Annotated in this window: 19 protein-coding genes; 3 read left to right on the top strand and 16 right to left on the bottom strand. The window is 74.1% G+C overall.

The window, feature by feature from the left end:
• Positions 1–32 precede the first annotated feature (32 nt).
• The 4 genes from ABT092_RS05260 to ABT092_RS05245 all read right to left on the bottom strand — a co-directional run bounded on the left by ABT092_RS05260 (position 33) and on the right by ABT092_RS05245 (position 7,434).
• Positions 33–1,175: an Acg family FMN-binding oxidoreductase gene (locus ABT092_RS05260; RefSeq protein WP_451363053.1), complete on the bottom strand. Its 1,143-nt coding sequence runs from the start codon at positions 1,173–1,175 to the stop codon at positions 33–35.
• A 239-nt stretch (positions 1,176–1,414) separates the two neighbouring features.
• The gene (locus ABT092_RS05255) at positions 1,415–2,605 is read right to left on the bottom strand and encodes a TerD family protein (protein ID WP_351239955.1); all 1,191 of its coding nucleotides are present in this window, start codon (positions 2,603–2,605) and stop codon (positions 1,415–1,417) included.
• Between the two features lie 56 nt (positions 2,606–2,661).
• Positions 2,662–6,393, bottom strand: coding sequence for a CHAT domain-containing protein (locus ABT092_RS05250; protein ID WP_351239953.1), 3,732 nt, complete (start codon positions 6,391–6,393; stop codon positions 2,662–2,664).
• Positions 6,394–6,447: 54 nt separating this feature from the next.
• Complete coding sequence (locus ABT092_RS05245; RefSeq protein ID WP_351239951.1) at positions 6,448–7,434, bottom strand: hypothetical protein; 987 nt, start codon at positions 7,432–7,434, stop codon at positions 6,448–6,450.
• 279 nt (positions 7,435–7,713) lie between these two features.
• On the opposite strand from ABT092_RS05245, the gene ABT092_RS05240 reads away from it, so the two are divergent.
• Positions 7,714–9,540, top strand: a complete 1,827-nt coding sequence (locus ABT092_RS05240) for a caspase family protein (RefSeq protein WP_351239949.1) — start codon at positions 7,714–7,716, stop codon at positions 9,538–9,540.
• Between the two features lie 21 nt (positions 9,541–9,561).
• Here ABT092_RS05240 and ABT092_RS05235 read toward each other — a convergent pair whose 3' ends face one another.
• The 3 genes from ABT092_RS05235 to ABT092_RS05225 are packed head-to-tail and all read right to left on the bottom strand — an operon-like array spanning position 9,562 to position 12,039.
• Positions 9,562–10,224: an RES family NAD+ phosphorylase gene (locus ABT092_RS05235; RefSeq protein ID WP_351239947.1), complete on the bottom strand. Its 663-nt coding sequence runs from the start codon at positions 10,222–10,224 to the stop codon at positions 9,562–9,564.
• 1 nt (position 10,225) lies between these two features.
• On the bottom strand, positions 10,226–10,885 hold the full coding sequence (locus ABT092_RS05230) for a hypothetical protein (protein WP_351239945.1): 660 nt from the start codon (positions 10,883–10,885) through the stop codon (positions 10,226–10,228).
• Positions 10,882–12,039, bottom strand: a complete 1,158-nt coding sequence (locus tag ABT092_RS05225) for a macro domain-containing protein (protein ID WP_351239943.1) — start codon at positions 12,037–12,039, stop codon at positions 10,882–10,884. The genes ABT092_RS05230 and ABT092_RS05225 overlap by 4 nt, the downstream gene beginning before the upstream one ends.
• Positions 12,040–12,447: 408 nt before the next feature.
• On the opposite strand from ABT092_RS05225, the gene ABT092_RS05220 reads away from it, so the two are divergent.
• Entirely contained in the window at positions 12,448–13,125 is a 678-nt protein-coding gene (locus tag ABT092_RS05220) for a hypothetical protein (RefSeq protein ID WP_351239941.1), read from the top strand.
• Between the two features lie 105 nt (positions 13,126–13,230).
• Here ABT092_RS05220 and ABT092_RS05215 read toward each other — a convergent pair whose 3' ends face one another.
• From ABT092_RS05215 to ABT092_RS05175, 9 genes are all read right to left on the bottom strand, one after another.
• Positions 13,231–14,115: a 2-hydroxy-3-oxopropionate reductase gene (locus ABT092_RS05215; protein ID WP_351239939.1), complete on the bottom strand. Its 885-nt coding sequence runs from the start codon at positions 14,113–14,115 to the stop codon at positions 13,231–13,233.
• Positions 14,116–14,293: 178 nt separating this feature from the next.
• Positions 14,294–15,115: a PAS domain-containing protein gene (locus tag ABT092_RS05210; RefSeq protein ID WP_351239937.1), complete on the bottom strand. Its 822-nt coding sequence runs from the start codon at positions 15,113–15,115 to the stop codon at positions 14,294–14,296.
• Positions 15,116–15,137: 22 nt separating this feature from the next.
• Positions 15,138–15,878: an SDR family NAD(P)-dependent oxidoreductase gene (locus tag ABT092_RS05205; protein WP_351239935.1), complete on the bottom strand. Its 741-nt coding sequence runs from the start codon at positions 15,876–15,878 to the stop codon at positions 15,138–15,140.
• Positions 15,878–16,114, bottom strand: a complete 237-nt coding sequence (locus ABT092_RS05200; protein ID WP_351239934.1) for an acyl carrier protein — start codon at positions 16,112–16,114, stop codon at positions 15,878–15,880. Before ABT092_RS05200 ends, ABT092_RS05205 begins: the two co-directional genes overlap by 1 nt.
• Before the next feature lie 15 nt (positions 16,115–16,129).
• Positions 16,130–17,287, bottom strand: a complete 1,158-nt coding sequence (locus ABT092_RS05195) for a cytochrome P450 (RefSeq protein WP_351239933.1) — start codon at positions 17,285–17,287, stop codon at positions 16,130–16,132.
• Complete coding sequence (locus tag ABT092_RS05190; RefSeq protein WP_351239932.1) at positions 17,275–17,712, bottom strand: hypothetical protein; 438 nt, start codon at positions 17,710–17,712, stop codon at positions 17,275–17,277. Before ABT092_RS05190 ends, ABT092_RS05195 begins: the two co-directional genes overlap by 13 nt.
• Before the next feature lie 60 nt (positions 17,713–17,772).
• The gene (locus ABT092_RS05185) at positions 17,773–19,314 is read right to left on the bottom strand and encodes an amino acid adenylation domain-containing protein (RefSeq protein WP_351239931.1); all 1,542 of its coding nucleotides are present in this window, start codon (positions 19,312–19,314) and stop codon (positions 17,773–17,775) included.
• Between the two features lie 35 nt (positions 19,315–19,349).
• Complete coding sequence (locus ABT092_RS05180) at positions 19,350–19,733, bottom strand: cupin domain-containing protein (RefSeq protein ID WP_351239930.1); 384 nt, start codon at positions 19,731–19,733, stop codon at positions 19,350–19,352.
• Between the two features lie 195 nt (positions 19,734–19,928).
• A complete protein-coding gene (locus ABT092_RS05175) occupies positions 19,929–21,155 on the bottom strand; it encodes an MFS transporter (protein WP_351239929.1) in 1,227 nt (408 codons plus the stop codon).
• Positions 21,156–21,414: 259 nt separating this feature from the next.
• Between ABT092_RS05175 and ABT092_RS05170 the strand changes: the two genes are divergently transcribed.
• Positions 21,415–22,266, top strand: a complete 852-nt coding sequence (locus ABT092_RS05170; RefSeq protein WP_351239927.1) for a class-II aminoacyl-tRNA synthetase family protein — start codon at positions 21,415–21,417, stop codon at positions 22,264–22,266.
• The last annotated feature ends 7 nt before the right edge of the window (positions 22,267–22,273 follow it).

Here is a 22,273-nt window from a genome sequence, read left to right as displayed (position 1 = left end):
GCCGGAACGCCCGCCGCCCGGCCCGACCGGACTCAGGCCGGATCCGCCGCCGGGCGTCCGGGGGCGCCGCTGAACGTCAACACGTCGCCCACCGGGCGTCGGGGCGCGGCCGGGCCCGGCTCGCCGTAGCCGAACCGGATGACCATCTGGACGTGGCTCATCGCGGACAGGGGGTCCCGGACCGCCCAGCGCAGTTCGTCCCACTCCAGGGCCTCGGAGGCGAGGGAGGTGACCAGACCGTCCAGGGTGGCCTCCAGGAGCACCCGCTCCAGCGCCTGGCCGGCGTGCAGCCAGTCGATGGGGGAGTCGCCGTGGGTGCCGAGCAGTGCCAGCCGCGGGGTCCGCTCGAACTCGGCGGCCTCCCCGGGGTGCTGGGCCTCCTGCGGCGTCCCGCGGCCGGCGGCGAAGTCCCGGACCGGGGCGTAGCCGGTGCGCGCCCGGGGACCGAAGGCGGCGGTCGGGATGCCGTCGACCGCCCGGTCGTCCCCGGTCCAGGAGGCCAACTCGGCGCGCAACGCCGCATCGGACAAGGTGCGTTGCTCGGCCTCCCGGCCGAGTTCCAGGACCGTGTCGCGGTGGAAGTCGTCGGGGAACGCCAAGCGCGCCCCCTCGACCAGCGCGGCCCGGCGCAGGGTCCCGAGCAACTGCTCGTCGATGGGTTCGTCGCTGAAGGGCGTCCGGGTGGTGCGCCGGCGCCGGAGCGCGGGATACAGATCCGCCAACTCGTCGTAGGCGTCGGCGGTGCCGTCGTAGGGCTGGCCGGAGCGGCGGTAGGTCGCCGTGGTCTTGTGGTAGGGCTGCCGAGTGGCCTCGTACAGGGCCCGTCCGCCGTCCAGCGTGACCTCCGCGAGGGCGTAGGGGTCGCGGCGGTCCGGGAGGAGCCGGGTGACCGGCTTCCAGCCCGCGTGCGCCGCCGCCACCCGCAGGTTGAACAGGGCGGCACCGCAGCCCAGGTAGGTGGCCCGGCCCTCGGGGTCGGAGAGGGCGAGGCGGCGATCGGGGTCGGCCCGGAGCTGGAAGACCCCGCGGGACCGGTCGAAGCGGAACAGCCAAGGTTGGGCGTTGTGCATCGAGGGTGCGGTGATCGCGTCCGCGACCAGGGCCTCCACCGCTTCTCGGGTGGCGGTGGGGGGCGCCGTGAGCGTGTCCGTGTGTGGGGCGGCAGGAGTGTTCACCGTGACCGCGGCCTCCTCGGGGATTACCCGGTTCTGCGGGTTGTGGGGCGTGGGGAACTGCGTCGGGCCCCGGGACGTCGAGCGACCGGACCCGCTCCTTCCAGGTTCCTCCCGACCGGCTCGGAGCGCGAGAGGCGAAGGTCCCGGCTCTTTTTCAACCCCCATGAAGGGTAAAAAACGGTAAAGATTCCCTGGGGGTACGAAAACGATCGAACGCGGGCGGTACGGGCCGCTCGGGGTCACCCTTCGACGGGCAGGGTCTTGAACTCGACCGGACCGGTCCCCATCCGGAACGTGCGGTGGGAGTACAGGGTCGGCCGCGCCTCGACGTGCCGCCCGCTGTACTGCTCCACGTGCTCGATCCGCACCCCCTCAGGCACGGTGAAGTCGATCAGGGCGACGGCCACCCAGTAGGCGTGCGCCCGGGTGCTGAACAGCGGAGCCGTGACCGTGGAGCCGGTCGGGTCGGTGACGGTCACGCGTGCCCCGTAGGAGCGGAACGAGCCCACCCCGTTCTCGACCGCGCTGTAGGCGCAGAGCAGGACGTAGCCCTGGAGGTCCGGCCGGGTGATGGTGACGGTCTCCCGGCCCGGCTCCCGTGCGTCGCCGTCCAGGGCGATAAACGGGGGCTCGGTGAGCGAACCGGGCATCCGGTAGTACACGGCCAGATCGGACGCCCGCGCCCGCTGGCCCCGCTCGGTGACCTGGTGCCGCGGCACGGAGAGGGCGTACAGGTCGAGGTCCGCGCCGGCGCTGCGCCGCCGCGCGCTCCCGCCGTCCCACTCCAGGGCGGCGGTGACCGTCCCCCCGGGGTCGTCCCCGCGCAACGGGAGGGTGCCCGAGCCGGACTTGGCGAGGACCACGTGGCGGGGCGGCTCCGGCGCCGGCCCGGCGGGGGCGGCCGCCGGGCGCGCCGGGGGGCCGGCGGGACCCGGGTCGTCGACGACCACGCCGAAGTCGGTGGCCAGCCCGGCCAGCCCGGTGGCCCACCCCTGCCCCACCGCACGCACCTTCCACGCCCCCGCCCGCCGGTACACCTCCACCAACAGGGCCGCCGTCTCCCCGCCGGTCAGCGGCGGCGGCTCGAAGACGAGGCGCGCGCCACCGCACTCGACCTCCGCCCGCGGCATCGCCCCGGCGGAGAAGGAGCCCGCACCGCCCGCCTCCCGGTCGAGCGCGGCGACCAGGGCGATGCGTTCGACGTCCGTCGGGACCTCGGCGAGGTCCGCGGTGATCGTCCGGCCCGTCAACTCCACCCCGCTCTGCGCCGGATGGTGGAAGAAGACGAGGTCCTCGTCGCTGCGCACCCGGCCGTCGAACCCGAGCAGCACGGCGCACACGTCGATCGGCACCCCTTCCGCGACGAGGTGGACCCGGCACAGGGGGGACGGCAGGGGGGCGTTGGCGCCCTTGGTGAGCGTGGTGTTCAAGGTGACCTCTCGTGTCGTGACGAGGACGGCACCGGTTCGACGGCCCGTCCCCGCGGTCAGCGGCCGGTGGCGAGGAAGCCCGCCCAGGCGCTCAGGTCGTCGGCGACGATGCGCGGTACCAGCCGGGCCAACTCCGGTGGCGCGTGCGGGGGCAACACCCGGGTCGGGGCCAGCATCCACCGCTGCGCCGACCGCAGCGCCTCGGCCGGTTCCCGCCCCTCCGCACGCAGGTAGTGGTGGGTCATGAACATCAGCAGCGAGGTGGCCGCGTCCGGCACCCGCCACAGGGAGCCGACCACCGACCGGGCGCCGGCCGTGAGGAACGCCGTGGCCAGGGTGTACGCCTCGTTGCTGCCGCGCCCCGACACATGGCTGCGGCAGGCGGCCAACAGCACCAGGGCGGGGCCGGCGTCCAGGGCGCCGTCCGCCGCCTCCGTCAGGTCCTCGGCCGACAGGGTGCCCCCGTCGAGCAGCAGGGCGGCGCTGTGCCGCACGCCCTCGACCACCGTCGCATGGCAGGCCAGGTGCAGGGTGCCGCCCCGACCGGCGCCGGACCGGAGCCAGTCGAGCACCTCCGCGGGGGTTCCCCGGCCGGCACCGGGGACGCCCCCGGCCCGCCCGAGGAAGACGGCCCGCGGGTAGTAGGCCGCGCGCACCAGGGCCGCCTCCCGGCCCGCGTACGGCAGGTCCCCGGTCGGATCGCCGACCACCAGAGCGGCCTCGGCGGGCGGGCCCGCCGGGCGCCCCGCGACCTCGCACAGCAGGCGGGCCGAGGCGCTGTAGGTGAACTGGGCCCCTTCCAGGGCGTACCGGCGCCCGTCCGCGGAGTCCGGGCGCCAGGCGGCGTGCCACGGCACGTGCGACAGGTCGCCCATCGGCGTCAGCACCAGCCGGGGCTCCCGCCCCGCCGGCACCTCGGGCCCCAGTGCCGCGAGCACCGGGGCGACGGCCGCGTCCCAGGCCCAGGCGCACACCCGGTCCAACCGCTGGGCCAGCGGGCGGCGCCGGCTCCCGGGCCCGGCGCCCAGGTCGCGCGGTGCGGCCGACCCGGGCCGTCCGCCGGCATCGAGCCCGTCGAGCGCCGCCACCGGGTCGAAGCCGCCGAGCCCCCGCCCCGCCGACCCCGGTACGGCACGGGCGGGGGCCCCGCCCCGGCCCGTCAGGTACTGGCGCAGGGGCTCCGCCGCCTCGTGCAGGCCGGGCAGCGGCACCACGACGATCCGGCCGTCCGACAGCACCGCGACCCCGGCCCCGGCCGCCGACGCGGCGGACGGCCCCGGGGGCGCGGCGAGGAGGTACACCAGGGCATCGCGCCCGAGGTCCCCGAGCGCCGCGGCGATCCGCGGCACCCCGGGCGGGGTGAGCAGCCGGTCCGCTCCGTCGCCGTCCAGGGCGGACAGCGCCTCCAGCACCTCCCGGCGCAGGGCGCTGGGCGGTGCGGTGCCGGCGGCCAGCGCCCGCGACCAGCGGGCGGCCAGGGCCCCGTGCCCGGCCGCGGAGAGCCGTCCCGGCACGGTCCGGGCGGTCGTCGCCGCGTGCAGCACCAGACCGCGGCAGGCGTCCAGGGCCGCCACCGCCTCGGCCGGAACCCCGTCGGCCAGGCACCAGCGCGCCACGGTCAGCGCGCTGCCGGTCGCCTCGGCGGCCTCCACCGCCGCCTCGGCGGTGCCGGACTGCAACAGCACCGCGTACGCCGTGGACCGCAGCGCCCCGGCGGCGATCCGCCGGCTCTCCGCGCGGTCGGCGGCGTCCCCGCGCAGGCGCAGCGCCGCGGCGAGCAGGAACCCGACCTTCGCCCGCAGGGGGTGCTCCGGCCCGTGGGTCTCCCGGTGGGTCCCGGTCAACAGCTCGATCGCCCCGTCGAGCCGTCCGCGCCGGTGCCGGGGACGGCCCAGCACCGCCTCCGCGCAGCCCAGGAAGCCCAACAGGGCACCCGTCAGCAGCCAGTTCTGGTCACCGGGCGCCGACGCCCGCCGGGCGGCGCGCAGCAGCACCCCGGCCCCGCGCAGTGCCGTGCGGTCACCCGGCGGACGCCCGGCGCGGGTCAGCCAGGCGGTGCCGACCGCGGCGAGCAGCGGGGCGCGGAGCAGGGGCGGCGTCCCCTCGGTCGTGCGGACCAACTCGGCGGCGGTCGCGGGGTCCATCGGGGTGGACGCGGCCGACGGGCTTGCGGTGAGCAGCGCCACCGAGGCGTCCAGGGCGGTCCGTACCGGGTGGTCGGCAGCGAGGCCGAGGTCCTCCCAGCGCACCGCGGCGATCGCCGCGGTGCGCGCCTCGGGGGACGCGCCCGGGGCCAGCGGGCGCAGCAGCGACAGGGCGCTGCGCAGCAGTGCGGGGTCCGGCAGTCCCTCGCGGTCGGCGGGGGGCGCCGCCTCTGCGCGGTCCGCCCACTCGGCCAGGGCGCGCAGCCCGGCGGCGACCTCGTCGTGTCCGCCGTTGAGGCAGCCGTTCAACAGGGTGAGGACCGTCTGTAGACCGGCCAGGGCCCGGGCGCCCGCCGGCTGCGTGCCGTCCGGGTACAGGCCCCGGCGCGCGGCGTCCGCGGCCCGGGCCGCCGCGTCCTGGAGCGGGCCGGTGTGCATCGCCCCGTAGTGGGCCAGGGCGACGCTCTTCGCCAGCTCCGCGGTCGGGCGGTCCGCACCGTCCGTCCGGTCGCACGCCGCCAGCAGGGCGTCCAACCGTTCCCCGGCCAACGCCGTCCGGTCGGGGTCGAGGTCGGGCGAGTACCGCAGCAGGAACATCGCGTGCGCCAGGTGGTGCGGGTCCCGGTCGGCGCCCTCCTGCCAGCGCCGGTAGGACGCGGTCACGTCCGGGACGGGTCCCAGCAGCAGGTCCACGCTGCGGGGCCAGTGCCGCGGTTCGGCCGAGACGGTGGTGCCCCCGGTGGCCGCCGCGCGGAAGCCGGCCGCCGCGGCATCGGTGGTGTCCCCGCCGCCGGCGAGCAGCCGGGCCCGTGCGACGGACCGCAGCAGGTGCGCGGAGAGCACCGGGTCCGGAGCCGTGGTGAGGTCGAGCACGCCGGCCGCGCACCGGGCGGCGGCCAGGAGTTCGGTCGGCTGGTGGGGCGCGCGGTCCAGCAACCCCGCCGCGAGCTTCAGCCGGGCGAGGTGGACGGGGGAGGGGTCGACGCCCCGGTCGCGGAGCGCCCCCTCCAACCGGCGGACGGTCCGCTCCCGTTCCCCGGGGTCGCCGCCGGGCGCCGGGTGGTCCACGAGGAAGCAGACCAGCGTCACCAGGTCCCGGGGGTCCGCCGCCGCGAGGTGTGCCGGGGCGGCGACGAACGCCCGGAGCCGTCCGAGCTCCGCCTCGTCGGCCGGTCGGGCCCCCTCGCGGCACCGGCGCAGGACGGCCGCCCGCGTCCGCAGCCGTATGGAGTGACGGGCCCACTCCTCGTCCCCGGCCGGCGCCGACGCCTCCTCGACCTCGGCCAGCAGCACGTCGACGCGATCCGGAACGGCCTCCGGGCGCGGGCCCCGCTCCTCGCTCAGCAGCAGCTCCGCCAGGGTGAGGAGCCCGTCCGGCCGCAGGGGGAGGGCGGGGCCGCCCGGGGCGAGAGCGCGCTCCAGCGCGGCACGCGCCAACGCCCGGTCGTAGTCGGCCTGTTCGGGGTCCTCCTCGGCGGCCAGCCGCTCCCGGCAGAGCAGCCCCAACTCCAGCCAGTGCGCCCGGGCCGTCGCCTCCTCGACGGACCGCTGCGCCCGGGTCAGCAGCAGGTCGCGCTCCCACCGCGAGGCGTCGTGGGCGGCCCGCGGGGGCGGCGGCAGCGGGGGCGGGCGGTGCTCGGTCACGAGGGTGTCCCTGGGAGAGTGCCGGTCGGGGTGGATCGCGGAGGCCGCGGGCCGTCAGGCCCGGAGCACCACGCCGTGCCGGTCGGTCAGCCGGTGCACCTCCCACCAGGCCACGGCGGTGACCGAGAGGGGCCCGCCGAGCAGGAACAGCAGGGCGAGCGGCAGCGGGCCGGGCGGGAGTCCGGACAGCGCGGCGCCGATTGGGACGAACTCCCACACCAGCAGGGTGGTCAACAGGGCGGGCAGCGCCTGGTGGACGCCACTGGTGCCGAACCCGCTGCGCACGACCACCACGGAGGCGAAGAACGCGAAGGCCAGGGACCACAGCAGCGCGGCCACGCCGGTCAGCCCGACCAGGAAGCCCAGCAGGGCGTTGTCCCCGGTCGCCTCCGCGAGGGCGGAGAACCCGAACACGAGCAGCGGCACCGTGGAGAGGGCGCCGACGTACTGGGCGAAGGTGACCAGCGGGGTGCGCAGTTGGCTCCGCATGCGGGCGTACTCGCCCTCCGAGGCCCATCTCATCAACAGGTACACCAGGAGCGGCGCGGTGACGACCAGCAGCCAGGGCGCGACCAGCAGCCGCGCGGCACCGCCCGCCACCACCTCCTCGTAGTCCTGCTGGGAGCCGTAGGAGAACAGGAAGAGGGAGGAGGCGAGCACGGCGAGCACGGCCCGAAGCCGCTTCACCCGCGCCAGCGGGACGTCGTCGACCGGCCGGTGGGCGTGGGTGAACACGGCGTGCGCCCGGTTCCGCGCCGAGCTGACCAGGGCGTACGAGGTGAGCATCGGGATGCCCAGCGGGACCAGCAGCACGAACGCACTGACACAGCCGGGGACGCGCTGGAACAACTCCCGCACCGAACGCCACTCGCGGTACGGGGGCGCGGGCTCCGGCACGGCGCCGGGCCCCCACCCCTCGCCGGGGACCGCAGCCGGCCCGCCCCAGCCGGGGGGCGGCGGACCCGCCGTCCCGCCGCCCTGGAACGGGCCGGCACCGGGCGGGCCGTAGGGGTTGCCGGATGGTGGGTTCGTACTGGTCATCGTGTCCTCCCAGCGCACCGCCCCGAGACGGGGCGGGCGATGCGGTCGGTACGGGCCGCCCGGGGCGGTCCCGGCAGGGGCGCGCGGTGGTGCACGGGGGCGGGGCGGTACGCGACGGAGCACGGCACGGTCGATGGCGCGTTCCGTACGGTGCGGTGCGACTGCCGCCCCCAGTGAACCCCAACACGGCGACGGAATAAGCCATTTCGTCGTACCTAACCGGAGGGTGACCCGGATTCGCCCTGCATGTGCCCAAGGCCCGGTGTCAGGCTCGTTCCCATGCAGAAGGTCAACTGCCTCTTCGTGGGGATCGACGCCTACGCCATCCAGCCACTGCGCGGCTGCCGCAACGACATCGCCGCGGCGGAGCGCTGGGTGCGCTCCCTCCCCGACACCCGGGCCGCCGTCCGGGTACTGGCCGATTCCGAGGCCCGGTTGGACGCGGTCGTGGCGGCGATCGACACGCACCTCGGGGCCAGCGGCCCCGGGGACACCGCCCTCCTGTGGTTCAGCGGCCACGGCTCGCGCCGGACGTGCACGGACGGGCGGGAGGCCACCGGCATGGCCCAGGCCCTGGTCTGCCACGACAGCCAGGGCGCGGACGGGCAGGCGCTGACCGACGACGTCCTCGGCGACCTCCTCGACGGGATCGCCGCGACCGGGGCGCACGTGGTCGCCGTCCTCGACTGCTGCTACTCGGGGGGCGCCACCCGGGAGGAGGACCCGCGGGTGCGCAGCGTCCCCTGGCAGCCCTCCTGGGACCGCCGGGCCGAGCGCGGTGCCGGCGGGTCCACGGCGGGGCCCGCCGCCGGTCCCCGCCGTCACGTGCTGCTGGCGGCCAGTCGGCTCGACGAACCCGCCTACGAGACCGGGACCGACCCCGTGCACGGCGTCTTCAGCAAGGCGCTGCTGGACGCCCTCGCCGACCTGGGGCCGGGAGCCTCCTGCCGGGAGGTGCTCGACCTCGCCGCGGTCCGGGCGGACGACGGCACCGGACGGCAGCACCCCACCCTGCACGGGGTGGGCGACCAGGGGTTCCGAGACGGCCGCAGCACGCCCGTCTCCCGGTTCCGACTGCGCCGCGAACGCGGCTGCTGGACGGTCAACTGCGGTGCGGTGCACGGACTGCGCGCCGCCGGCGGCGAGTTCACCGCACGGCTGGCGTCCGGCCGGACGGGCACCGCCGTGGTGCGGGAGGTGTTCGCCGAGCGGTCGACGGTCGAGCCCCTGGGCGACCTCGCCGAAGCCCTGGACCCCCGCGGCACCACCCCGGTGGTGCCCTCCGCGCTGGCCTTCCCGCCGGCCGCGGTCACCGTCACCGGCGACCGCGCGTGGGCCGACCCGCTCGCCGCCGCCGTGGCGGCCCACCCCCTGCTCGCCACCAGCGCCGGCGGCACCCCGCTCGGGGTCGAGGTCCTCCGGGGCACCGCACGCATCCACGACGAGGTCCGCCCGCTGCCCCCGCAGCCGCTCCGGGACGCCGACGACCTGGCCGAGGTCATCGCCTCGCTGGCGCACCTGGCCCAGTGGCACCGGGTGCGCGACCTCACCAACCCCGACCCCTCGCTGTCGGGACTGGTCCACCTCACCGTCGAACCGCTCCGGGGCGGCCGGCGCGAGAGCGTGCTGGGCGAGTCGATCCACGAGTACACGGCCGACGGGCGTCCCCCGCAGGTCCGCATCACCCTGCACAACCGGTCCGACCGCACGCTGTGGTGCACCCTGCTCGACCTGACCGACAGCCACGGCATCGCGCACGAACTGTACGAGGGCGACTTCATCCGCTCCCAGGGCACGGCGCAGGCACTGCGGGGCGACCCGGTCTGGCTCTACCTGCCCGAGAACCGTCCGGTGCGACCCGGCGCCCAGGTCCGGGACTGGCTCAAACTCATCGTGGCGGAGAACGAGTTCGCCCTGGAGCCCCTGCTGCTGCCCCCGCTCGCGCCCGGTGGCGCCCGCGGCAACCGCCCGGACCCCGAGCCCCTGCTGCGCGTCGCCGCCCGCGACGCCGGGCGCGACGCCGGTCGGCCCTTCACCGATCCGGGCGACTGGGGCACCGCCGACCTCGCCCTGCGCACCGTGGTCCCCGAGCCGCTCGGGTGGTGAGCCTGACCCGGCACCGCCTGGTCAGGCCGGGGCGGGGGCCACCCGGGCCCCGTAGCCCAGGAGGACCTGGTTCAGCCACCGCTCGCCCCGCGGCGACGCGAAGTCGATCGGCGGCGTCGGGGCCGGCTCCAACACCCCCTTCGGACAGCGGTCCTCGAACAGCACGGCCACCCGGTCGGCGGGCTCCCGCTTCGAGGGCCACACGAAGCCCTGCGCCCAGGGCGCGGCCCGCTCGCGTATCCAACGCGCCCAGTCCCGGGTCTGCGGGTACTCCGGATGCTCCGCGTGGATCAGCCACGAGTCCTGCCCCACCGCGGCGAGGTCGCCGCCCGACATCAGCGACACCACCTCGACGTCCGTGGACAACCGCAGGACGGAGAGGCTGCGCCGGGCCACCGCGACCCGCGGCACCAGACGGAGCCCGCCGTCGGGCGCGAAGGGCAGCGACCTCAGCAGCACCTCGCTCACCGCGGAGCCCACGCCGAAACCGGCGTACAGGAACCCGAAGGGCGCGCGGGGCGTGCCGTCGAACCGGCCGCCCCCGTACAGCTCCTGCGCCGGGACCGGGTTGAACGCCGAGGCGGACCGGTGGGAGGCGTGCACCCGGTACACCAGGGTGCCGGCGGGTAGGGCCGCCCGGTGCGGAACGCCCGGCGGGGCGGCGGGCGGCGGCTGGTTGGGCACCTCAGTCCTCCTCCGCCCCGCCCGCGGCGGCGGCCGCCGCCCAGAGCGCGGCCTCCCGACCGGTTCCCAACAAGGCCGCGGGCGGCTCCCCCCACCACGGGTGGTCCGAGAGCCACCAGTCGGCGGAGCCCCACGGGTCCTCGGCCGCCCGCAGGAGCCCGTTCACCCGGACCACGAGCTCCCGGGGCGCGCCCCCGGCGGTGAACTGGAACGCCGGGTAGCGACGCCGTCCGCGGGCGTCCGACAGGGCGATCAGCCGCCCGCGGGCCGGGTCCGCTCCGCCGGCGGCCACCTGCTGTGCGGACAGCGAGGGGGCGCTCAACAGCCGTTCGCGGACCGGCCCGAGGAGCGGCCCCACCATCGGGTTGCCGTCGACGACCAGCATGCACAGGTCCAGGGCGTCGAAGCCGGCGGCCGCCGCGTCCGGCGGCCCGGAGAGCCGGGAGGGGTCCGGGTCCGGACGGAGTCGGGCCGCCTCCTCCTCGGGCAGGGCGGCCAGCACCAACCGAACGGCCCGCTCGGCCAACTCCTCCCGTGCGGCGCCCTCGGTCCGCAAGCCGGCCAGGAGCACGCCGAGTTCCCGCCGCACCGACGGGGGGAGCCGGTGCGCCAGCAGCTGCCAGCGGGCGGCGAACGAGCCCAGCAGTTCCCAGGAGCTCACGGTGCCGCCTCCCGCACCACCCGGTCGCAGCCGGAGACGCTCCGCCCCTCGGCGTCCGCCACCAGCCGACCGCCCAGCACCTGCAACACCGTCGCCGCGACCGCCGGCCGACGCATGACGAGGTGCACCTCGCGGCCCGTCGCGGCGGCGCGGGCCAGGGTCGGCCACAGGGCGCTCGCGCTCTCCCGCGCCGGCAGCCCGCCCCGCCCGGCCCCCAGCAGGCTGAAGCAGAGCGAGCGCAGCGTGGGTGCGAACGAAGGGGCTTCGCGGTCCATCAGGTCGAGGGCAGCGGCGGCGGCGGCGACCACGTCCCGCGGCAGGACGTCGTAGTCGTTGGAACCGGTGCGGGGGATGGCCACCGCCGCGTGGTAGATCCGGCGCACGCCCTGCCGGCCCAGGGCGCCCGGCTCGGTGGGGACGACCGTCCCCGGATCGACCGGGTGGGTCAGGCCGTGCCGCCGCCGCCAGGCGGTCAGGCCCTCCTGGACCGCGTCCCGCAGCACGGTGCCCGCCGGGTCCCGCACGGCGGCGGCGCGCCGCAGGGCGGCCGACACCGAGCCCTTGTACACGGCGGGCAGCTCCAGATGGGTGTTGGTCGGGGCCACCAACACGTCCACCCCGCGGACCAGTTCCACCGGATGGACGTGCAGCAGCACCCGCGCCCGGTGCCCGCCCCCGCGCAGCTCGACCCACTGGTGCTGGAGGTCCGGCGCCGGTAGCGCGGCGGCCCGTTCCTCGCCCCGGCTCCGGCCGTCCGCCCCGTGCCCGGCTAGCCAGCACACCCGCTCGGCCACCTGGCCGAGGACCACCAACTCCTGGAACTTGCGGAACCGTTCGGTGCTCACCCCGTAGACCCGGGCGGCCAGCCGCCGCCGATCGGCGGCCGGCCGGCCCCGCAGGGCCGGCCGGATGCCCAGCGAACACTCGGCGGCCTCCCGCAGATCGCCCTCGCCGAGCAGTTCCACGGCGGTCCGCAGCACTCCCTCGACGGCCAACGGCCAGGCCACCGGGTCGCGTTCCGCAGCGCCGGCCGCGGCGCGGCGCAGCATCGGGACCTCCAGTTCGCGCAACCGGGTCAGACCCTCGCGGCGCACCGTTCTGATTTCGGCCAGCATTGACGCCGGGTCGAGGGACTCCTCGATTGCCCATCGCATGTCCCCATCGTGGCACGGCGGTTGGGGGAACGCGACGGGCTTGCGGTTCCCGACCGAGCCGCCCCGCCCCAGCGGAGCCGGCCAGCGGGCGGTGCCGCGGGCGGCACGGGTGCCCGGGAGCGGCGGGGGCGACACCCGGGGCGGACACCGGTCCACCGGTGGCCCTGAGGTCGCTTTCACGCCAGGACGATCCTCGTGCGTGCGTTCGGGCGGGGAGCCCTGCACCTAGGGTGGTGCCGTGCCCGGCGGGCCCTGACCACGTTCGCCCCGCGGCACGCCACACGTCATGGGGGAATGCACTATGAGGGACTCCGCCTCGTCGCGGCTGTGTCCGCGCGCCCGTGGCGCGCGGCCCACCGGCCCCGTCCGGGCACCTCGGCCGCGGGCCCCGCGGGAGGTGGGCTAGCGGTGCCGGCCGTGGACCTCGTCGAGAGGCTGCCCGGTCGGATCGCCGCCGCCCTGGCGCTCGCCGGGATCGTCGCCGGGGTGTTCGTCGGCGACACCAGCCTGGAGACCGTGCCCGGCTGCGGTTACGCCGGCGACCCCTACCCGTCCCAGACCGCCCGGGACTGGGTCGACCACGCCGACCACGTCGTCGTGGCCACCCCGGTGAGGGAACGCGAGGTCAACCGGAAGGACTTCCCGCCGCCGAACCCCGTCCGGTACCGGACCGACCGCGCGCTGACCCTCCGCGCCGACGAGGTCCTGTGGTCGACCCGGAGCCCCGGCCGGACGATGGGCGAGGAGTTCGAGCTGACCGCCCCCGGCTGGCGGGTGTTCCGGCCCAAGGACCGGCGGGCCAAGAACAAGGCCGGCAACGCACCCCGCCTGGAGGCCGGACACACCTATCTGCTCGCCTTGCGCTGGAGCGGGGGCCGCTGGACCGTCCTCGGGGAAGGCGCCGCCGTCCCCTTCGACGAGGGCACCGCCGGTCGGGGCGAGTGGTGCGGCCGGGAACTCGGCGAGGAGGACGTGGCACGCGGCGAACGCTTCTCCCACCCGGACGACCGGAGCCTGGAGAAGGCCCTCCTCGGCAGCGGCGCCGAGGAGTTCACCCGGGAACTGGAGCGCGCGCGCCGGAAGTGAATCCGCGCCCGGAGCAGGGCCACGACCCGGTGGTGCGCCGAGCCCCGCAGACGGGCGGAGTGCCCTCGGGGTGGCCGCGCCCTGCCGTCCTCCCGGGCGGCGCCCTCAGGGGCGTTGGTGGCCGCTGAGGAGTTCGACCCCGCGCAGCAGCGCGGAGTGGTCGAGGGCCGCGTCTCCGCGCGCCACGGCGGACGCCAGGAGCTGCGCGGTGACCCCTCCGAGGGGGAGGGCCGCGCCGAGGGCGCGGGCCGTGTCGAGGACGATGCCCATGTCCTTGTGGTGCAGCCCCAGGGCGAAGCTGGGCGTGTAGTCGCGGTGCAGGAAGTTGTCCTTCTTGCGGGTGAGGACGTTGGACCCGGCGAGGCCGCCGCTCAGCACGTCGAGCGCGGCTTCGAGGTCCACCCCCGACTTCTCCAGGAACACCACGGCCTCCGCGCACGCCTGCATGGTGACCGCGAGGACGAGTTGGTTGGCGGCCTTCACCGTCTGGCCGAGACCGTGGGCACCGCAGTGCGTGACGGTCCTGCCGAGGGCTTCGAAGACCGGCTTGGCCTCCTCGAAGTCGTCGGCCTCCCCACCGACCATGATCGACAGGGTGCCTGCGACGGCCCCGGCCTCGCCACCCGCGACCGGAGCGTCCAGAACACGGACCCGCCGTTCGGCCGCGGTGCCGGCCAGCCTGATCGAGCTCCGCGGAGCGATGGTGGACATGTCGATCAGCAGGGCCCCGGGCCGGGCGTTGGCCAGTATCCCCTCGGGGCCGTAGGCGACCTCCTCGACCTCGGGGGCGTCCGGGAGCATGGTGATCACCACATCGGCCCCGCGGACCGCCTCGCCCACCGTCGCGGCGGTCCGACCGCCCGCCGCGAGCAGGGGCCCCGCCTTGCCGGCGCTGCGGTTCCAGCCGCGCACGGTGTGGCCGGACGCGCAGAGGTTGACGGCCATGGGGCTGCCCATGGTGCCGAGGCCGAGGAAGCCGATCGTCTTCACGGCGTGAGCTCCTTCGCGGGTGGTGACGGAGGGGAGCACGGACGGGCCCGGCGAGGCGTGCTCGCCGGGCCCGGCGTGGTGGTCGCGCGGCCCCGCCCCGGGGGAGCGGGGCGGGGCGGGCAGGACCGACGGCACCGGTGGCCGCCGGTCCGGAACGCGACCCGTGGCGCTTCGCGCCTCAGAAGTTGAGGTCCAGCGCCTTGACCTTGTCCCGCTTGCGGTCCGGGTGGCTGTCGGGGAACACGAAGCAGCGGGTGTTCCGCAGCTTGTTGTCCTCGACCTTGGCCGTGGAGAAGATCACCACCGGCACGCGGGCCCCCTTGTTGAGGAAGTCGGCGCGGAAGTCGATGATCGGCGCGTCCTCGCCCCAGCGGCCCAGGAAGTCCTCGACCACGTCCTGGTCGGCGTAGATGCGGCGGATGTGGTGCCCGACGTAGGAGTCCGGCTGCTCGCTCGCCCCGACGATGGCGATGTCCTTCCAGTTCGCGTGGGCGACCGTGCCGTCCTCCTCGATCAGGTGGATGGCGACCGGGCAGTGGTCGTAGTACGCCCGGATCAGCTCGACCGCCTCCTCACCGACCGGCAGGTAGGACTCGTTGGACTGGTCCACCTGTCGGATCCACGCCTGCGCGGTCGAGGAACCCTCCCCCGCCGTGGGCGAGGGCGTCGGGTGCGTGGTGATCGGCCGCAGGGCCCAGAAGCCGTGGGTGGTGCCGTTGACCTCGCCGAAACCGAGGTTGGCGTACCCGGAGGCGAAGTCGGGGTGCGCGAAGGCGACCTCGCGGTTCTCCACCGGCGCCCCGGCCGTCCGGAGCGCGTCGTGGTCGTCGATGCCCAGGACGCCGGCGAGCTGGGTGCCGACCGCGGCACCGTTGCCCAGGAGTTCCGTGGCGGCCTTGTTGGCCAGCACCACGGCGCCCGAGGCGTCAGTGACCAGCATGCCGGGAGAGGCCCAGTTGAAGAGGTCGAGGAGCTGTACGGAAGAAGGGTAGCTGGACATGGTCTGCCTGCCTTTCTCGCGGTTACAGAACCTTGCGGCTGTAGTTGAATATCTGACCGGTGGGTCCGTTCGACGGGAACTCGGCGATGGTGACGATCCACTCCGCCACGGTGCGCGGAGACTTGAGCCAGTCCGTCTTGAACCCCGCGTTGACGGCGCGGATGAGCTGCTCGTTGACCTCGCCGTCCAGCCCGGCCATGGTCATGGCGGTCGCCACGGGGCCGGGACGCACTTCGTTCGCCACGACGCCCTGGTCGGCGAACTCGACCGAGCACGCCCGCATCAGGGTGGTCATCGCGGCCTTGCTGGCGGCGTACGCCCAGCGTTCCGGCCGGTAGCCGTTGGCCAGGCTGGCCCCGACGAAGGTCAGGGAGCCGCCACCGTCCGCCCCGAGCGACGGCGCTGTCGCCTGGACCAGGTTGAGGGCCGTGTGGACGTTGGACTCGTAGGCGTCGGCCGCCACCCGCCACTCGACCTTGACGAGGTCGGCCGGATCGGGTGAGGCGCCCGCGTTGAGCACCACGGCGTGGATCCCGTTCCCGGTGGTGCCGGCCACGGACCCGAGCGCGGCCCGCACGGCATCGGCGTCGCGCAGGTCGGCGACGAGGTCGAGGTACCGGTCCTGCTCCGCGAGGGCCGGATTGCCCCGGCGGGACAGACCGACGACGGTGTACTCACGGCGGAGGAACTCCGCGGCCACCGCCGCCCCGATCCCGGACGAGGTGCCGGAGACCACGGCCACCCGGGTGGCTCCCGCGCCCATCAGCCGGCCTGGAAGACGGCCGTGTCGATGGACGTGAGCGTGCGCATCGACTCGATGTTGATCACGTCCGGTTCCAGCTTCTGCCCGTGGAGGCGTTCTATCTCGATCACCATCTGGACGAACTGGAGACTGGTCACCGTGCCGGACTGGATCAGATCGGTGTCGTCCTGGATGTCGAGCGGCTCCTCGTGCAGGTCGCCGAGCCACTTGCGCAGCATGACAATCTTGCTTTCCACAGTGCCCTCTTCCCGTTACCTGGTCAGGAACTCGACGGAGAAATCGGTGGGGTGGGAGAACGACTGGCTCTCCATGCCGAGCCGGTCACGAGTGATCACCACGTCCGAGCAACGGCGGACGACCTCCTCGATGAGCAGGGAGAACTCCGTCTTCGCGAGCATCGCCCCCGGGCAGGCGTGCGCCCCCACGGCGAAGGGCACGGACCCCTTCCTGCTCCGGTCGACCTGGAAGCGGTCGGGGTGCTCGAAGACCCTCGGATCGCGGTTGGCGCCCGCCACCGAGGCCAGCACCGCCGAGTGCCGCGGCACCGGCACGCCCTGCACCGTCAGGTCCTCGCTCGCGAACCGGACGACCGTCTGCACGGGCGGGTAGAGCCGGAGGGTCTCCTCGATGTAGTCGTCCCGGGCCGCCTCGTCGTGCAGTTCGTCCAGACCGAAGACGCCGCGCCCCATGCAGTACACGAGGGAGGTGATGAACGCGCTGCTCGTCTCGGTGCCGGCCAGGAAGAACAGCAGGGCCGTCGAGCGCACCTCGCCGTCGGTCAGCGAGATGCCCTTGCGGTCCCGGGTCCGCTCGATCGTCGCCAACAGGGACCGGGGGCCCGCGGACCCCGCCACCCGCTGCTCCTCGACCAGCTGCAGCAACTCGGCGACGTTGGCGTGCGTCTGGGCGGTCTCCTGAGTGGGGTAGTCGAGGAGCCGGGCCAGCGGACGGGTCAGTTCGTGGAACCGTTCCTCCAGGGAGGTGTCGATGCCGAGGATCGTGCACACGATGCCGTACGGCACCCGGTGGGCGAAGGTGCGGTGGAAGTCGGCGGTCTCGACGCCCGCGATGCCGTCGACCAGTTCGCGGATCAGTCCGGGCATCAGGGCGCGCTTGTACTCCTCGATGCGTCCCGCGGAGAGGATCGGTGCCAGGAGCGCACGGAACGCCCGGTGGCTCGGTCCGTCGGCGTCGAGGACGTTGGGACCGAAGGCGCGCGCGCTGGCCTTGAGCGGGTGCTCGGCCACGATCGCGGGGTGGGCGAGGGCCTCCTGCACGGCCGCGTTGCCCGTGACGGCGAACAGCCCGTCGTCCAACCGGTGCACGTCGGTGCCGCTCGGCAACAGCCGGTACCAGTACGGCTGTGACAGCAGGTGCGCCGGGGCGGCCGCCGCCGCTACCGCGGACATGTCGCCCGCCCCCCGAGGCCCAGGCCGGCAATGCCCGTCACCAACCGCATCGCGGTGTGCCATTCGGCGGGGGAGAGCCCCAGGGGGCCCGGTGGGACGTAGCGGGCGGTCAGTGCCCCGACCTGACCGTCGCGCCCGTGGACCGGGCAGTGAAAAAACGTTTCCCCTTCGGTCTCGTCGGGCGGTGCGGAGGAGGTGGTGGCCGCGCCGAGTGTCAGGTCCCCGAGGCGGACGGCCACGTCCGGGGCGAAGTTCCGCCGGATGAGTTCGAAGGCGAGCCGCAGGCGCTCGTCCGGGTCGTCCTCGGTCGCGTACCGGTCGAGGAGGGCGTTCGCCGCCTCCAGGACCCGCTCGATCCGCCGCTTGCTCTGGATGGATTCGAGCGCAACGGAGAATCTCTCTTCCGTGACGTTCTGTGTGCTCAATGTGATTCCTTTGCTGTGCGCAGTTTCTGGCACGTGCGATGAGGGAATCCGAGCGGGCACTCAGGAGCTGTAGCCGAAACGAGCCGAGAGCTCCCGCTTGTTTATCTTGGTGTTTTCCAGGAGCGGCATCGAAGAAACGAAATGAACCTTGGCGGGCACCATGTAGGCGGGCAGCGTTTCCCTCAGCCGCTCATGCGCTTCCCGTTCGGTGATGACCTCTGCCGGCTTTTCGGCGAACAGAATGATGCGCGGCGTTCCGCTGCGATCGGGAATGGGGAGGGCGACCGATCGCGCACTGCCCAGGGCGTGGATCGCCGACTCGATCTCGGCCGGCTCGATCCGGTGCCCGGAGATCTTTATCTGGGTGTCCTTGCGTCCCGCGAAGTGCAGGACGCCGGAGTCGTCGAGTCGGCCCAGGTCGCCGGTCAGGTAGACCGGGACCTCCTCGGGGTCCGCCCCGGTGGTCGAGACGTTCCGGAAGGCGGCGGAGGTCTGCGCCGGTGCGTTCAGGTATCCGAGGGCGAGCCCCGAACCGCCGATCGCGATCTCGCCCGTCTCGCCCCGCGGGACCGTGGTGCCGTCCCGCACGACGTGCAGTTCCGTGCCGGGCACGGGCAGCCCGGCCGGGATGCCGGACGCCCGCTGCGTGTCGTCCTCGGTGATGCGGTGGACCGTGGCGAACACGCAGGACTCGACGGGGCCGTAGCCGTTGTACAACTCGATGTCCGGGTGGGCGTCGAGGAACTTGGCGCAACTCGCCGGAGACGGCCGGTCCCCGCCCAGGAGCACCGCACGCAGACCGCGCAGGCAGTCGATGTCCCCGCCCGCGATCACGTCGAAGAGCGAGGGCGTGAGGAAGAGGTGGGTGGCGCCCGCGTCGCGGACGTACCTGCGGATCGCGGGCGGGAGCAGGAGGTCGTCCTGGTGCGTGACGGCGGTTCCGCCGTTCAGCAACATGCTCCACAGCTCCAGGCTGAAGGCGTCCCAGGCGACCGCCGCCGCGTGGATCATCACCGGACGGTCGCCGAAGTCCATGAAGCCGTGCGGGGTGAACAGCCTGGTGGTGGCCCGGTGCGGGGACATGACGGCCTTGGGGCTGCCGGTGCTGCCCGAGGTCCAGAAGAGCGTGGCGCAGGAGTCCGGCGACACCTCGGGAAGGTCCACCGGCCTGGTGCCCGAGGTCGTCCCGCGCAGTGCGTCGAAGGTGGTGTGGTCGATGCCGGCCCCGTCGAGGAGGGCGGCGCCCGAGGCGTCCGTGAGCACGACCGGGGACCGCATGTCGTGCAGCAGCCGGGCGGTGCGGGACGCCGGCCACCGCGCGTCCAGGACGCCGTACGCGCCGCCGGCCATGAGGATGCCGAGGAGCGCTGCGGCCAGCTCCGGCGACCTGCGGGCCACGACGGGAACGATGCTGCCGGGCCGTACGCCGAGTCCGACCAGGTGGCCGGCGATCCTCCGGGACTCGGCGGCGAGTTCCGCGTAGGTCACCGTCCGGTCGGAGGAGACGACGGCGGCGCGGTCCGGGAACTCCCGTGCGACGTTTCCGAACGCGTCGTGGACGGTGGTCTCCGGAGTTCCCTTTCCGTACACACTGCTCTGCACGATCCGTCCCCCAGTGGTCGTTGACGATCGACGGGTCATTCCGACGGGTTCTCGTCGAACACCATGGACGACGGGACGAGGGAACCGGGTGCGAGGTCGAGCCGCGGGGGAGCGGAGAACTCCAGGAGGACGGCCCCCTCCGCTCCGACGAAGGTGGCCGTGTGGCGCTTCCGGGCCGGGATGTAGGCCACGTCGCCGGCGTTGAGCTCGTACTCCGTCCCCTCGCAGACGAAGCGGATGGATCCCTCGGTGACCACGACCCACTGTTCGTTCTCATGCCAGTGCGGCGGGAGGTTCAGGTCTCCGGACTGGTCGGCGACGACCTTCAGGCAGGACATCTCCTGGCCGAAGGTGAATCGTCTCGACAGCGCGATCCCTTCTGCCTTCAGCTCTTCGTGCTCATCCCAGTCGATCTTCATTCGGACTCCCGTTTTTTCGACGCGCGGATTACATGCATCGGACCTTATGGGTCTGTGTGCAATTGCTTTGGTCGAGCTTTTTCGGGTCCGTGATGAACGGTACGTAGCGGTGGTGCGGACTTCAATAGCCATCTCATATTCTGGGCAAGAGTTGACGGATCAATTATTATTTCTCTTGAGAGATGGCCGAGATTCTCATTGCCTGCCGATATTTTCTTTCTCGGTCAACTCCGACGGCTGCGGGGGAGACGAGTCCAGTACGCGGTCGGGGAGCCTGAGCGACAGGAGGACGGGCACGACGAAGATGAGGAGCAGGGTGGAGAAGGCGGACCGCAGCCCGTTGGAATCGGCCAACCAGCCGAATGCGGGGGAGCACAGGCCGCCCGCCGCCATCGCCAACCCCAGGGTCAGGCCGCTGGCCGTGCCGGGGCGGTGCGGGAGGTAGTCCTGCGCGAGGGTGACCTGGGCGGCGAAGGGGAGGAACATCGCCGCGCCGAAGAGCGTGGCGCTCAGCACCAGGACCGGGTACGTCGGCGCCCAGGCGATGCCGAACAGGGCCGGGAGCGCCGTCAGGTAGCCGAGCCGCACCGAGGTCATCCGCCCGTACCGGTCGCCCACCCAGCCGCCCAGCAGGGTGCCCACGGCCCCGGCCGCGGTGTAGGCGGTCAGCACGGCGGCGCCCGCCGCCGCGGACCCGCCCAGGTCGCGTTGGGCGTACAGGGACACCAGCGTGGTGACGGTCACGAAGGGGACGGACCAGCCGATGATGACGACCACCAGGCGGCCGAAGGCGGACCAGTCGTCGGTCCGCGGGGCGCCGTCGGCCGCGGACTTCGCCGACGCGACGGCGGTCAGTGCGGGCGCCTCGGTGTGGCCGTGCCGCCGCATCCACGGCCCCTTGAGGGCCCACAGCACCGCCATGACCAGTGCGGGGACCGCCAGGAGGTGGCTGCCGTCGAAGCCCGCCGAGCCGATCACCAGCGTGACCAACGGGGGTGCGAGGGCCCCGCCGACCGTCCCGCCGACGGAGAAGACGCTCATCGCCTTCTGGGAGGAGCCCCCGGCGGCGCGCGCCTGGCTCGTGGCGGGCGGGTGGTAGGCCGCGATGCCGATGCCGGCCAGCGCCACGCAGATCCAGGTGATCAGGTAGCTCTGCGCCAGACCGGCCGCGGCCACCCCCAGACCGGCGGTGGTGAACCCGGCCGGCACCAGCCAACTCCGCGGTTTCCGGTCGGAGAGGACGCCGAACAGGGGCTGGAACAGGCTGGAGAGCCCGCTCGACGCGAAGGCCAGACCGGACACCGCTGCATAGCTGTAGTGGCGCTCGGACATCAGGAACGGCAGCAGCGCGGGGATCGCGCCCTGGTACAGGTCGTTGACCGCATGGGTGCCGGTCAGGAAGCCGAGTTGTCCCTTTTTCATGAAAAGTCTGTTCCGTTCGGAGGTGGCGAGATCGAAAACCACTCAGGTGCTCAGGTCCTCAGAGGTGTTACTTTAGCGAGTGCCGCGGAGCACGGAAAGTCCGCACCGACAAGGGGTGTTGGGCTCCACGCACGCATGACGCGCCCCTGTCCGTCGCCACCCGAACGAGTGACCGCGGCGTGACCCGCCAGGCGATCCGCCCCGCTGCCGCCGACGGGTCTTCCCCACCCGACGAGGCATCACCCCCGAGGAGTTGCTGATGAGCATCACGACCGGCGTCCGGGTGTCAGAAGGGCTTGTCGCACTGGAGGAGGAGCCGACACGACTCGCCGAGACGCTGGACCGCATCCACGTCCGATGGGCCCGAGGAGCGGGCGCGGTCGCCCTGACCGTTCCGCCGCTGTTGCCGGTCACCGACCTGGCCGTCCTCGACGTCTACCGGAACTTCCCCCACCTCGCCCTCGTCTCCTCCGCCCTGGAGGTCGCCGGGAACGACCGGATCGAACGGGAGGCCGCATCGGGCGCCTTCCCTCCGGCCTCGCTCGGTCCGGCGGACCTGGCCCTTCCGTCCAGCGCCTGTTACGGGGTGTACCTCCACTACCGGAACCGGCAGGTGTCCCGGGAGGTCGAATTGGTGACCCTGCAAGGACAGTGCTTCCGCAACGAGAGCCACTACGACGGGATCCGACGTCTGAAGGCGTTCCGGATGCGCGAGGTGGTGGCGTTGGGAACCCCGGAACGCACCGCGGCCCACCTCGACCACTCGGCGTGGTTCCTGGACGCGCTGGCCGGTGAGATCGGTCTGCCGCTGGAACGCCGCGTGGCCTCGGACCCCTTCCACGACCGGGCCGGCGCGCGCGCCGCCTTCCAGCAGATCGTTCCGGTCAAGCACGAGTACGTCTACAAGGACCTGGCGATCGCCTCCGTGAACACGCACCACACCTTCTTCGGCGAACGCTGCGCCATCTCGCTGGCCGGCGGGGGCCCGGTCTCCACCAGTTGCGTCGGCTTCGGCGTCGAGCGGTGGCTGCACGCCCTCGCGGACCACTTCGAGGGGGACTGGGAACGGGCCCGCGGGGCCGTCGAACGGGCCGAGGAACAGCTGACCTGAGCGGACC

Origin of the sequence: Streptomyces sp. NPDC002490, from assembly GCF_040296045.1 — a bacterium.
In the GTDB taxonomy this organism is placed as follows: domain Bacteria; phylum Actinomycetota; class Actinomycetes; order Streptomycetales; family Streptomycetaceae; genus Streptomyces.
Note: the sequence above shows the minus strand (reverse complement) of the source record. Positions and strands in the feature narration are given on the sequence as shown.